Origin of the sequence: Cohnella sp. 56 (assembly GCF_037963805.1) — a bacterium.
In the GTDB taxonomy this organism is placed as follows: Bacteria; Bacillota; Bacilli; order Paenibacillales; family Paenibacillaceae; genus Cohnella.
In genome coordinates, this window is record NZ_JAZDQE010000024.1 from 65,073 (window position 1) to 78,234 (window position 13,162).

12 protein-coding genes and 1 pseudogene are annotated in these 13,162 nt (G+C 60.6%); 2 read left to right on the forward strand and 11 right to left on the reverse strand.

Features of this window, described 5'->3' with window-relative positions:
• Positions 1-145: 145 nt before the first annotated feature.
• The 11 genes and pseudogenes from VQ071_RS27365 to VQ071_RS27410 form a co-directional block, all read right to left on the reverse strand.
• A complete protein-coding gene (locus tag VQ071_RS27365; RefSeq protein ID WP_340517774.1) occupies positions 146-1,291 on the reverse strand; it encodes an ABC transporter permease in 1,146 nt (381 codons plus the stop codon).
• A gap of 2 nt (positions 1,292-1,293) precedes the next feature.
• On the reverse strand, positions 1,294-2,412 hold the full coding sequence (locus VQ071_RS27370; RefSeq protein ID WP_340517776.1) for an ABC transporter permease: 1,119 nt from the start codon (positions 2,410-2,412) through the stop codon (positions 1,294-1,296).
• Positions 2,413-2,425: 13 nt separating this feature from the next.
• Complete coding sequence (locus VQ071_RS27375; RefSeq protein WP_340517777.1) at positions 2,426-3,361, reverse strand: ABC transporter ATP-binding protein; 936 nt, start codon at positions 3,359-3,361, stop codon at positions 2,426-2,428.
• Positions 3,362-3,559: 198 nt separating this feature from the next.
• On the reverse strand, positions 3,560-4,681 hold the full coding sequence (locus VQ071_RS27380) for a sensor histidine kinase (protein WP_340517780.1): 1,122 nt from the start codon (positions 4,679-4,681) through the stop codon (positions 3,560-3,562).
• Between the two features lie 6 nt (positions 4,682-4,687).
• Positions 4,688-5,038 (reverse strand): response regulator transcription factor, encoded by a 351-nt coding sequence (locus tag VQ071_RS29370; RefSeq protein WP_445293346.1) that lies wholly within the window; start codon positions 5,036-5,038, stop codon positions 4,688-4,690.
• Positions 5,012-5,395: pseudogene (locus VQ071_RS29375) on the reverse strand (response regulator); the annotation flags it as partial. The pseudogene VQ071_RS29375 and the gene VQ071_RS29370, both read right to left, overlap by 27 nt.
• 503 nt (positions 5,396-5,898) lie before the next feature.
• The gene (locus tag VQ071_RS27390) at positions 5,899-8,367 is read right to left on the reverse strand and encodes an ATP-dependent Clp protease ATP-binding subunit (RefSeq protein WP_340517784.1); all 2,469 of its coding nucleotides are present in this window, start codon (positions 8,365-8,367) and stop codon (positions 5,899-5,901) included.
• Positions 8,368-8,406: 39 nt separating this feature from the next.
• Positions 8,407-9,471, reverse strand: a complete 1,065-nt coding sequence (locus tag VQ071_RS27395) for a protein arginine kinase (protein WP_340517785.1) — start codon at positions 9,469-9,471, stop codon at positions 8,407-8,409.
• A 12-nt stretch (positions 9,472-9,483) separates the two neighbouring features.
• Entirely contained in the window at positions 9,484-10,002 is a 519-nt protein-coding gene (locus tag VQ071_RS27400) for a UvrB/UvrC motif-containing protein (RefSeq protein WP_340517787.1), read from the reverse strand.
• A 53-nt stretch (positions 10,003-10,055) separates the two neighbouring features.
• Positions 10,056-10,514 (reverse strand): CtsR family transcriptional regulator, encoded by a 459-nt coding sequence (locus VQ071_RS27405; protein WP_340517789.1) that lies wholly within the window; start codon positions 10,512-10,514, stop codon positions 10,056-10,058.
• A gap of 255 nt (positions 10,515-10,769) precedes the next feature.
• On the reverse strand, positions 10,770-11,939 hold the full coding sequence (locus tag VQ071_RS27410; RefSeq protein ID WP_340517790.1) for a GNAT family N-acetyltransferase: 1,170 nt from the start codon (positions 11,937-11,939) through the stop codon (positions 10,770-10,772).
• A 164-nt stretch (positions 11,940-12,103) separates the two neighbouring features.
• On the opposite strand from VQ071_RS27410, the gene VQ071_RS27415 reads away from it, so the two are divergent.
• Together VQ071_RS27415 and VQ071_RS27420 are read left to right on the forward strand one after the other, a co-directional pair.
• Positions 12,104-12,325, forward strand: a complete 222-nt coding sequence (locus VQ071_RS27415) for an ArsR/SmtB family transcription factor (RefSeq protein WP_340517802.1) — start codon at positions 12,104-12,106, stop codon at positions 12,323-12,325.
• A gap of 111 nt (positions 12,326-12,436) precedes the next feature.
• Positions 12,437-12,865, forward strand: a complete 429-nt coding sequence (locus VQ071_RS27420) for a VOC family protein (protein ID WP_340517791.1) — start codon at positions 12,437-12,439, stop codon at positions 12,863-12,865.
• Positions 12,866-13,162 lie beyond the last annotated feature (297 nt).

Sequence of the window (13,162 nt, forward strand, 5' to 3'; positions counted from 1 at the left end):
CGTAATGCGCTAGTTACAAGAAGTGTATCATATTTGCTCTCCCCGGTTAAAGTCCGCCCCCCGCGCAAGCAAAGATCCGCCGCCGGGGCAACCCTGGCGACGGACCGGTGTTAGTGCGATCTGCTTGACGTCCGACTGGCACAATTTAAACGAAGGTTCTCGTATCGTTGTTGCGGCTGAACCGGAAGATTGCGATCGCTGCGAAGGCGGCGGCGAAGGCGGCCAGGATCAGCAGATTCATGTACAGGCTGCCGAAGGAGTCGCCGTGCTGCAGACGATTCACCGCATCCAGCAGCCAGTGCTGCGGGAGGAAGGAACCGATCTTGCGGACGGTGTCGGGCATGATATCCATCGGGAAGTAGCAGCCGGCCAGCAGGCATGTCGGCGTAATGATGAGATTCTGCAGGGCGCCGGCCTGCGCCTTCGACTTGGAGAGCGAGACGATGAGCAGCGACAGCCCGATCGCGGCGAGGCTGAACAGGATGAGGAGCGCCGCCAGTTCGCCTGTCGGCACGCCCGAGTCGACATGCAGCACCGTCTTCATGAAGAACAGCGTCATCGCGATCTGCACGAGCATGACGGTGAAGTTGACCGCGACGTTGGCGATTACGTACGACCTTGCGGTTACCGGCGAGGAGAGCAGGCGCAGGAAGGTGCGGTTTTCCTTTTCCCGCAGGATCATCTCCGTCATATTGACGGAAGAGAACATCATGAACGCGATCAGGAAGCCGAGCGACTGGTACGTCGTATCCTTGACGTTGGATTCGTCCTTCAGTTGCTCGCGGCCGACTGCGAACTCGCCTTGCGTATAGTCGCTGTAGATGCGGTCGAACTTGGCTTCATCCCCGCCCGCCCTGGAGGCGATCGAAGCGATGTTGTTCAGGTAGCCGTCCAGCATCGCCTGGACGTATGCCGTCACCTGGGCTCCCTTGACCGACAGCAGCTCCAGCTCCATCGGCTTGCCGGCCTTCAGCGCTTCACCGAAGCCCTGCGGGATGACGATGCCCGCGTCCAGCTTGCCGGAGGCGATCTTGTCTCGCAGATCCGCATCCGACGTGTCCGTCACCTTGATGCCTTCGAGCTTGGCGACGAATGCCGCCGTATCCCGGCCGACGGCATCCGCGCCGTCCGACTGTACGATGCCGATCCGCAGACCCGGGCTGCCCGTCTGGCCGTACATCACGGAGGACAGCAGCACGCCGGCGACCGGCAGCAGGAACAATATAATATTCGCACGACTGCGGAATGAAGTGCGAAGCGTATTCGCCATGAGCCATAATATCGTCTTCATGATCAGATCGTCTCCCTTCTGCGGATCAGAATCGTGCATATGGCGAGCAGCACGGCGGCTGCGATCAGATTGTAGCAGGCAGCCGTCAGAGCAGCCGATGCGTGGCCGCCGAATACGGTATCGAAGATGCCCGCATTGTTCCAGTGGAGCGGCGAGAACCGGGCGAGGCCGCCGATGAAGCCGCCGGCGTCGGATACCGGGAAGTATGCGCCGCCTACGAACGAGGCGATCTGGAGGAAGATCATCAAGAAGGATCGCGAAGCCTTGCCTTGAAAAATCATGCCTGCCGCGAGACCGAATCCGACCGCGAGCAGCACTTCCGTCAGCAGCACGAGGATGACGGAGCCGAGATGGTCTCCCCAATCGGCGCCGAAGGCAAACCGGCTTAGCAGCATGACGGCGAGGATGAAGATGGCGTTAACGACGGTGCTGCCCAGCACCTTGCCGATGAAAATCTCGGACTTGACGATCGGTGCGGCGGACAGCCGGATGATCGTATGGCGGCTGCGCTCGCCCTCGATGAGGGATGCGCCGCTCAGCATGGAGTAGAGCGCGATCATCGTCGTCATGGCGACCGCATAGTAGTCCATGGAGTTGGGCTGGCGATCCGGCGTGAGCGCCATCGACTTCACGAGGGAGGCGGGAGCGGCCTCATCGCCCGATGGCGGGGACTGGACGCCGGCGTTCGCGTAGGCCGCCTCAAGATTGTAGCGGTCTGCAAACGAGTTCAGCATGCCCTGGAGGATGTTGCTCTCCACCGTGCCGCGGCTGCTGGCATAGAGGCTGATTCCCTGGTCGGAGACGACGGCATACGCCGCATAGTCCGCCTCCTTGACGGCCTGCTTGCCGTCCTGTCCGGCCGGCAGCGCTTCGATCGTCACACCGCTGTCCGCGGCGGCCTTGGCGAAGCTGTCCCAGCCTGCCGTGAGTGCGGGGCTCGCCTGATCGAGCTTGTAAGCCATCTTGATATTGCCGACGTCGATATTGCCGGAGAAGGCGTTGGACAGCGCCAATCCCAGGATCAGCATGAGCGCGATCGGAAAGGCGAGCATGAAGATAAACGTAGACTTGTTGCGGAACGCCTGTAAAATTTCTTTTTTTGCGATAAGCAAAATGTTCACGCGTATCTCCTCCTCAGTCTCTCAGATTCCGCCCGGTCAGCGTCAGGAAGACGGTCTCCAGATTCGGCGCCTGCTCCTCGACAGCCCGGATCTCCATGCCGTCGCGGATCAGCTGCTGTACGATGTCGTTCAGGTTGGCGATCTCCGCCCGGGATTGTATCTTGATCCGCTGCTCCTCGATTCTTACGCTCAGCACGCCGCGGATTTCTTTGAGACGCTCCTGGTTCAGCTCCTCGACGCTCTTCACGTCGATCCAGATTTCCTTGGAATCGGTGATGATCGCCTTGAGCTGCTCCTTGGTGCCGTCCGCGATGATCTTGCCGTGGTCGACGATCGCGATGCGCGTGCAGATCTCCTCGACTTCCTCCATGTAGTGGCTCGTGTAAAGGATGGTGCATCCCATGCGGTTCAGTTCCTTGACGGACTGGAGGATGTAGTTGCGCGAGTGCGGGTCGATGCCGACGGTCGGTTCGTCCATGATGATCAGCTTCGGCCGGTGTGCGATCGCGCAGGCGATGTTGAGCCGCCGCTTCATGCCGCCGGAGAAGTTTTTGGGCAGCTCCTTCTGCTTGTCGCCGAGTCCGACGAAGCTGAGCGCCTCCTCTACCCGTGCCTTCAGCTCGCTGCCTCTGAAGCCGTACAGTCCGGCGAAAAATCTCACATTTTCATAAGCGGTCATATCTTCGTAAATGGCCAGGTCCTGCGGTACGATGCCGATGTTCATCTTCGCGAAGTGGGCGTGCTTGGCGATGTTCTTGCCGAGAAACCTGATCTCGCCCTTCGTCGGACGAAGCAGCGAGGCGATCATGCTGATCGTCGTGCTCTTGCCCGCTCCGTTGGCGCCGAGGAAGCCGAAGATCTCCCCTTCCTTCAGGTTAAGCGTCATATTGTCAACCGCCGCGAAGTCCCCGAACTTCTTGGTCAGTCCGCCGATCTCGATAATGTTCATCGTTCATCCGCTCCCGTCGTTCATTTGATGCTCTAATCATAAGAAAAAAGGATGCCCTTATGTCAGTGCATAAGTTCATCCTTGCGCATGAGAATATTCATGACTTGCCGACATGAGATTGTTCATGAGATTGTTCATGAGATTGTTCACGGGACTGTATGCGTTCATGAATCTGTTCATGAGAAACAGGGACAACCGCTATGAAGCGCCGTTGGCGGGCAGCAGCGTCGTCACGCTGAAGCCGCGGGAGCCGTCGACGATAATGGTGCCCCCCCCGGTCGCCGCGCGCTCCTCCATGCCGACGATGCCGAGCCCCTTGACGATCTTGTCCGCTCCGCGGCCGTCGTCGCGGACGACCGCCTTGATGAATTTGTTCATGACCAGCACCTCGACTGCAATCGCGGATGCGCCGCTGTACTTGAGCGAATTGGTCACGGCCTCGGTCGCATTGGCCTGGATAATGCGCCACTGCAGCTGGGTGATCGCGTCCAGATCCCCCGAATAGTTCAAGGTCGCGCGGATGTCGTGCTTGGCGGACAGCTCGTCCACGAACAGCTGCAGGCGTCCGATGCCGAGCTGCTCGGCGGGCGGCTTGGACTGCTTCAGCGTCAGCCGGATGCGCTCCAGCCCTTCCTTGGAGATGACGATCGCGTTGCCGAGCAGCTCCTCGGCTTTGGACCGGTTCGTATCGAGCAGGCGTCTGGCCGCCTCCATCTGGATGAGCGCACCGGCCATCGCATGGCCGACCTCGTCGTGAATCTGCTGCGACAGCCGGCCTCGCTCCTCCAGCTTGATCGTATAGGCGGACTGACGCGCATATTCCTCGTTGTCCGCGAGCGCACGGGTCAGCCGCCGCGCATCTTCCTGCAGCTTGTCGCGCTCCTCCTCGCGCAGGCTTAGCCGCGCGTAGAGCCGGCAGACGGCGTCGTAGAGCAGGAAGCACAGCGCCGCTGCCAGCGCGTAGAGCGGCCGCTGCGGCGCGGGCGACAGCCAGACGGATGCTGCCAGGACGACGGCGGACTGCCAGGACTTCGCGCCGAGACGCGAAGCCGCCTCGTACAGATTCGGGATGGCCAGCAGCAGGATGAGCGGATGCAGCTCCAGCGCGCCGTAGATCGCCAGGGCGGCGGACAGCACCGATAGCACCAGCGATGTCTTGGGACGGCGCTTCAGCGGCGGGATGCCGAAGTTGAGGCCGACATAGATGAGCAGGAGCAGGATGTACGCCGGCCTGAACGAAGCGTCATGAAGGCCGCCGTACAGGGAATATACGATGAACAGCAGCAGAGCGGATTTGCTCCCGAGCAGCCACAGCTCCATCGTTCCCTAATCCTCTTCGTACACGCGGGCTTCACCCGTCAGATAATAAATCGCGATCTGCGTGCGATGCTCGAGCCCGGTCTTGTTCAGGATCGAGGTGATGTAGTTGGCCGTCGTGCCCTCGGAGATGAACAGCTTGCGCGAGATCTCCTTGTTGGACAGGCCGCGGGCGATCTGCTCCATGATATCCAGCTCGCGCTCGGTGAACAGGCTGCGGTCGATCGCCTCGCCCGGCCTGGGCAGCGCGGACGCCGGGTGCGAGGGAGCGGCCTGCGGCGCGGCGGCTTGGCCCGCAGGCGGCTGCGACTGCGGCGGCGTGTGCGGCGGCGGCGTTTGGGGGACGGCGCCGAGCGCCAGCTGCGCCTTGATCTTGTCCAGCACGACGTCCTGGAGCACGTCGTGGTTGTTGTGGACGCTTCTGATGGCATCGCGGATGCGCTCCGGGTCGTTGTTCTTCAGCAGGTATCCCCTGGCGCCGGCCTTGATCGCCTCCAGAATATACTCGTCGTCGTCGAACGTCGTCAGGATGAGCGGCTTCGTCTTCGTATTGGATGCGATCAGCCTCGCGGCCTCCACGCCGTTCATGTTCGGCATGCGCACGTCCAGCAGCGCCACATCCGGCGCATTAGCCTCGCAGAACGCGGCGGCCTGCGCCCCGTCCTCGACCGTCCCCACGACCTCGAACTCCTCGAAGCTGGTCAGGATGATCTTCATCCCTTCGCGGATGAATGAGTTGTCGTCGGCGATCAGCACTTTAATTGTCAACTACTCCCACCTCGCTTGTTCTCTATGTTGATCATAAGCGCTGAGGCGCGCGGCGTAAATATGTATGCCCAGTGCCGTTGCACGGTAGTATCGTGCATCTCCGGCAAAAATGCCGATTTGCGGCGCCGTTGTGCGGTACTGTCGCACATCTCCGGCAAAAATACCGATTTGCGACGCCGTTACACGGCAGTATCGTGTATTTCCGGCAAAAATGCCGATTTGCGGCGCCGTTGTGCGGTAGTATCGTGTATCTCCGGCACAAATGCCGATTTGCGGCGCCGTTACACGGTAGTATCGTGTATCTCCGGCAAACATGCCGATTTGCGGCGCCGTTGCACGGCAGTATCGTGCATCTCCGGCACCTTTACACAACAGAACCGTCCCTTCACGAACAAAACCCGCCCGGAGACGACGCTTGCGAGCGTCCCGCGGGCGGGTTTGCCTATATAAGCTTAGCTATTGTTCTTGACCGGTTCACTCTCTTCGGAAGAGGACGGCGTCGTGTTGTTCACGACGAGCGCGCCTTCCTTCTCGTCGATCTCGAGCGTGTCGCCCTTCTGGATCTTGCCGAGCAGCAGCTCCTCGGACAGCCGATCCTCGATGTGCTTCTGGATCGCCCGGCGCAGCGGACGCGCGCCGTAGGCCGGATCGAAGCCTTCCTTGGCGAGGAAGTTCTTGGCGGCTTCGGTCAGCTCGAACTTGACGTTGTGCTCGACGAGACGCTTCTTGAGGTCGTCTGCCATGAGCGTGACGATCTGCGCGATGTGTTCCTCGGCCAGCGGGTGGAACACGATCATCTCGTCAATCCGGTTCAGGAACTCGGGGCGGAACGACTTCTTCAGCTCGCCGAGCACCTTATCCTTCATGTTGTTGTAGTCTTTGCCCGCATCCTGCACGGCGGTGAAGCCGAGCGTGGAGTTGCGCTTGATCTGGTCGGCGCCGACGTTCGACGTCATGATGATCAGCGTGTTGCGGAAGTCCACCGTGCGGCCCTTGGAGTCGGTCAGACGACCGTCTTCAAGCACTTGCAGCAGCACGTTGAACACTTCGGGATGCGCCTTCTCGATCTCGTCGAGCAGGACGACCGAATACGGCTTGCGTCGCACCTTCTCGGTGAGCTGGCCGCCCTCGTCGTAGCCGACGTATCCGGGAGGCGCTCCGACGAGACGGGACGTGGAGTGCTTCTCCATGTACTCCGACATGTCGATGCGGATGACCGCGTTCTCGTCGCCGAACATCGCTTCGGCCAGCGCGCGGGCGAGCTCGGTCTTGCCTACGCCCGTCGGGCCCAGGAAGATGAACGAGCCGATCGGACGCTTCGGATCCTTGAGTCCGGCACGTGAGCGGCGGACGGCGCGGGAGACGGCCTTGACGGCTTCCTCCTGGCCGATGACGCGGTCGTGCAGGATGCTCTCGAGCTTCAGCAGGCGCTCGGTCTCTTCCTCGGCCAGCTTGACGACCGGGATGCCGGTCCAGCTCGCGACGACCTGGGCGATATCGTCCGGCGTCACCTCGGAGTCGGTGCGGCCTTGCTTTTCCTTCCACTGGTTCTTGGTGGAATCGAGCTCCTCGCGGATCTTCTGCTCGGTGTCGCGCAGCGCGGCGGCCTTCTCGAACTCCTGGCTCTGCACGGCGGCGTCCTTTTCCTTGCGGATATCCTCGAGGCGCGCCTCGAGCTGCTTGAGATTCGGCGGTACCGTGTACGAGCGCAGTCTCACCTTGGAGCTGGCTTCGTCGATCAGATCGATCGCCTTGTCCGGCAGGAAGCGGTCGGTGATGTAGCGGTCGGACAGCTTGACGGCGGCTTCGATCGCATCGTCCGTGATCTTGACCCGGTGATGCGCCTCGTAGCGGTCGCGCAGCCCGTGCAGAATCTGAACCGCTTCTTCAGGCGACGGCTGATCGACGGTGATCGGCTGGAAACGGCGCTCGAGCGCGGCGTCCTTCTCGATATACTTGCGGTATTCGTCGAGCGTCGTGGCGCCGATGCACTGGAGCTCGCCGCGGGCGAGCGCCGGCTTCAGGATGTTCGACGCGTCGATCGCGCCCTCCGCGCCGCCCGCGCCGATCAGCGTGTGCAGCTCGTCGATGAACAGGATGACATTGCCCGCCTGGCGGATCTCATCCATGATCTTCTTCAGACGGTCTTCGAATTCGCCGCGGTACTTGGTACCGGCGACGACGGAGCCCATGTCGAGCGTCATGACGCGCTTGTCGCGCAGCGTCTCCGGAATCTCGTTGTTCACGATGCGCTGCGCCAGCCCTTCGGCGATCGCCGTCTTGCCGACGCCGGGTTCGCCGATGAGCACCGGGTTGTTCTTGGTCCGGCGGGAGAGCACCTGGATGACGCGCTCGATCTCCTTGGCGCGGCCAATGACCGGGTCGATGTTGTTGTCGCGGGCGCTGGCCGTCAGATCGCGGGCCAGGCCATCGAGAGTAGGCGTGCTCACATTGTTCGAAGGGCCGTGATTCTGCGATACGCTCTCGCTGCTGCCGAGCAGCTGCAGCACCTGCTGGCGCGCCTTGTTCAGGCTGATGCCGAGGTTGTTGAGCACGCGGGCGGCTACGCCTTCGCCTTCGCGGATCAAGCCGAGCAGGATATGCTCCGTGCCGACATACGTATGGCCGAGCTTGCGCGCCTCGTCCATCGACAGCTCGATGACCTTTTTGGCCCGCGGCGTGTATGCGATGTTCGTCGGCTGTTCCTGGCCGCGTCCGATGAGCGACTCGACCTCATCCTGGATTTTCTCCAGACCGAGACCGAGCGCGATCAGCGCCTTGGCTGCGATCGACTCGCCTTCGCGGATAAGACCGAGCAGAATATGCTCCGTACCGATATTGTTGTGTCCCAGGCGCACTGCTTCTTCCTGTGCCAATGCAAGAACCTTCTGTGCGCGTTCGGTGAATCTTCCGAACATCATGAGACAACACCTCCTCCGTATAATATAAGAATAGTTGATTTAGGCATGAGTTGCCAGTCTGGACGAGATCATTTGGGCGCGGGTCATGTCCCGCTGCTCCGGACTGAGCGCCTCGCCGTACGTCTGCTGCAGAAATCCGGGCTGGATCGAGACGAGCAGCTCGTTGAGTGTGCCTTCGTCCACCTCCGGCAGGAGGCCCAGATGTACGCCCAGCCGAAGATCGGACAGCCGCTGCGATGCTTCCTTGGCGTCGATGACGGCCGCATAGCTCAGAATGCCGAACGATCTTTTCACACGATCCTCGACCTTCAGCCTGGATTCGTTCATCAGCTTGGCGCGCGCCGCCTTCTCGTGCTCGATGATCTGGCGAGCGACCGCATGCAGATGCTCGATGATCTCGCTCTCGGACTGGCCGAGCGTGATCTGATTCGACACCTGGAACAGATTGCCCGTCGCCTCGCTGCCCTCTCCGTAGACGCCCCGGACGGCCAGACCGACCTGCGTGACCGCAGACAGAATCCGGTTGATCTGCCCCGTCATGACGAGCGCAGGCAGATGCAGCATGACCGAAGCGCGGATGCCGGTGCCTACATTGGTCGGACAGCTGGTGAGGAAGCCGTACTTCTCGTCGAAGGCGTAGTCGACGGCCTCCTCGAATATATCGTCGATCTTGCTTGCGGTGTCCCACGTTTCCTTGAGCTGGAAACCCGCATGCAGACATTGAATGCGCAAGTGGTCCTCTTCGTTCACCATCAGACTGATGTCCTCGCCAGGCCCGAGCATGAGCGCGGCATGCTGGGCATGGTTCGCCAGCGCGGGGCTGATGAGATGCTTTTCCACCAGCACCTGCTTCTCCAGCTCGCTCAGCTCTGACAGCCGCACGCTGCTGACCTCCCCGAGTCCGCACAGCCTGCCGCTCTCGCTCACTTGAAGCAGCCGCTCCATCGCCTCGACCGATTGGGCCGCACTTGCCATCATCGGAAAGGGCAGATGACGCAGATTGCGGGCGATGCGGACCCGGCTGCTCAGCACGACGTCGCGATCCGGCGCGTCTTGCTTCATCCAGGGACTGAGCGCCTCCGCGGTATATTGTCGATTACCCATGTGCTCCGCCCCCTAACCGTTCTGAACTTCGCGCTCGAGCTCGCGGATGCGGTCGCGGAGATCGGCTGCCGACTCGAAGTCCTCGCCCGCGATCTTCTGCTGCATCTCCCGCTTCAGCCCGTCGATCTCGCGACGCAGCCGCACGAGCCCTCCGGCGCGCTTGGGCACTTTGCCGACATGCACCGTATTGCCGTGCACCCGCTTCAGCAGCGGGTCCAGCCGATCCGCGAACTGCTTGTAGCAGCGGGCGCAGCCGAACCGGCCCAGCTTGCTGAACTGACCGTATGTCATGCCGCAGCCTTCGCAGCGCAGCGTCTGTGCCTGCGCCTTGGAGGCGGAGATGCCGGAGGGATCGAAGTCCATCAGCCCGGAGAGCAGATTGTGGATGGAAAAGCCCGACGGCGTGCCGGGGATGAGTTCTCCCTTCTCCCTGGCGCAAGCCTCGCAAATGTGCAGCTCCGTTTTTTCTCCGTTGACGTACTTCGTAAAATGAAGCGTTGCCGGCCTCTGGCCGCATTCCTGGCAAACCACCTTAATCTCCTCCCTGCAGACATCATTGATGATCGGTTCTCCCGGCAGCCGTGCTAACGGGCCAGCAGCGCCAGCAGCATGACCCGCATCAGATTCGACCTCAGCTCGTCCTGGAGCGGCTGCTTGAGCGGCAGCGCCTCGGAGGAGAGCGCCGTTCGCATGAGATGCGCTTCGCGCGCCGTGACGATCCCCGCCTCCTCGAGCTGATAGATCAGACCATAGGCCTTGTTCTCGTCGATCCGGCTGCCCGCGCTCTGATGCAGCAGACGCTGCACGGCCTCCAGCGACGGCAGGTCCACCCGCTGGATACGGATATAGCCGCCCCCGCCGCGCTTACTCTCTACACTATACCCCTTTTCAAGGGTAAATCTCGTGCTGATCACGTAGTTGATCTGCGAAGGGACGCAGGAGAACTTCTCCGCGAGATCCCCCCGTTGAATCTCAACCGAGCCTGCGCCGTTCTGCAGAATCTGCTTCAGATAGTGCTCGATGAGATCGGATATGTTACGCATGGCAACAGCCCAACCCCCTTCCCGGAGAATGGCTTTGACTTCTGACTTTGACTTTCTTTGACTATATTCATATTATACGTATTATTTTATAAAATGCAACCCCGGTCAGCTGGTGTGCGCGGCAGCGAGGATACAAGTGCTCGTCGTCTCAGTATGCGCCAAAGCGATAAACTTCATAATGGCGAACAAGCGCAAATTCATGCTGCCGGCTCGTTGGAGCGGCGACATGATTCTGCGCTTCGATCGTGCGTCGGGTCAGAAAAAATCCATCAGGCAAGTACGGTACTGCGGAATGCGGCGCTCCAGCAGAGCGATCTGCGCGGCGTTGGCTTGCAGCCTGCCTGCTTGCGCCAGCATGCCCGGACGGCGGCCGCCCAGCAACAGTGCGGCCAGCGTCTGAATGTCCAGCGTTGCGGCGCCCGAAGCCATCCCATCGTCGTCGCGTGTCAGGGTCGCGCTTCCGTCTTCCTCGACGGCGAGCTTGAACGCCCCTTCGTTCCACGGCGCATGCGCATCCGACAACCGGAGCAGCATCTCCTCCCGGCCGCCCGGTTCGAACGAATACTGACCGACGAACGCCTCGGCGTCGACGATTCGCGACATGAAGTACGGCTCCAGCTCCTGCTTGAAGCGCGGATCCGGCACGAGAAACGGCAGCGGATCGTCCGAAGGCACCGTCAGCAGCAGCTTTTCGATCATCGAATCATGATTGCCGATGAAGTCCCATAGGCCCAAGCGGGCTTCCTCGGTTACGTTCACCAACTCCAGCACCGTCAGCTTTCGATTTTCCACCTGGTAGTGCAGATAGCCTTCAGGTACGCCTGCCGTATTGCGGTATAGGACAAGCATGGCAGGCGTCTGCCAGCGCTTGCGGGACCACCACTGCTCTGAACGGTCCAGCATGCCCGTATAACGCGACGCCGCTTTATCGTACAGTGCGGTCACTGCGGCGTCTCCCGGCGCGATCCGCTCGATGCTGCCGCCGGCGCTGCGTTTGGCAGGGAAGTGACGGGGCTCCAGCTCGTACTTTTTGCGTTCGACGGTCATTTCCCAGCCATATTTTCTGTAGAATGAAAACGCGAACGGATGCAGCATGCTGATCGTCTGGCCTTGCTCGCGCATCTGCTCGAGCGATGCTCGCAGCAGCTGCGCGACACAGCCGTGCCGCCTGGCTTCCGGCCAGGTCGCTACGCCTGCGATGCCGCCCATCTCCATGCGGGTCCCGTTCACCCAGACGCGGAACGGGATGACGATCAACGCCGATAGCAGACGGCCTTGTTCGTCGAAGGCTCCGATATGCTCCTCCGGCCGAAAGTTCGCCCGTTCCGCCTCCCGTCGATCCGCCGGCAGCTTAAATTGAAAAGCAAATTCGAATAATGCAATTCGCTCGTCGAATTCCTCGCGCTTCAAGTGACGAATGATCATGCGTGTACTCCGCCTCCTTCATGCTATAAATATAGCTCAGGAGCGGTCGACTTGCACGTCGCGACGGCTCAACACCTGGTTAACGCTCGTTCCTCTGATATATAAATAAGCGTATACGATCGACAAGAGCATGACGACGGCCAATCCCCAATATTATCGCAAGGCTGAGAGAGGCCGGTGAGCGGTCCTGCGGCGATATCGATTTTCCGATCGCCAAGTCCACCGTCTCGCATCATACGCGTACGTTGAGAGAAGCGGGGATCGTCCGGACGCGTATCCAGGGCACCCAGCGCCTCTTATCCATTCGCGAAGACGATTTGGAAGCGCGATTTCCCGGTGTGCTCAATGCTGTTTTGGCTTCATACGAACAAACGGAGGGGCAGTAATTGGCGATCGGGTCGATGACAGAAGCTGTCACTATTATGAGTTACACTAGCTTTGAGGTTGTGGTTGGCATGTCGTCAACTGCCCCAATATAAGCTAGGGAGCTGATATGAATGAGCGTTCAATTCGTCCCCTTTATCTCCTTGGACGGCCGCGCCAGGGAAGCCATCGAATTTTACAAGGCGGCATTAGGCGCCGAAGTCACCTTCATGCAGACGTTCGGCGCGGGACCGGATGCTTCGGCACATCATCTCTCCGAGGAAGCCAAGGAACGAATCGCCCATAGCGAATTAAAAATCGGAGACGCCCAACTGATGGTCGCCGACTGCGAGCCCGGAAATCCGACCAGCGAAGGCGACTTGCTCACAGTGTGCATCACCTCCGCCGACGCCGCGCAGACGACGCGGATGTATGAAGGGCTGGTTGAAGACGGTGAAGTGAAGATCCCGCTTGGCGCCTTCCACTTCAGTCCCGCCTATGGCGTCGTTCGGGACAAGTTCGGCGTCACCTTCCAATGCTTCACCTCCAGGCGCCGGAACTGAACGACCTAGCCCCAGACAAACAACCGTAAAGCCTGCGATTATGCAGGCTTTAGACACGCCGGTGGACGTCGCACCCCAAAACCTGCGATTATGCAGGCTTTAGACACACCGCCGATCCATACTTCCCAAAGCCTGCAAATATGCAGGCTTTGGGGCCGGCAGGCTACTGTTATTCGCGCCGCGCGCCTAAAAGGATGCACAATTGCAGGCTTTTGCTCCAAAACCGTGCGCTCCGGCCGAAAAAGATGTATGGATGCAGGCTTTAAGTTGACGGACGCGATGAACCCGATCTCCAGG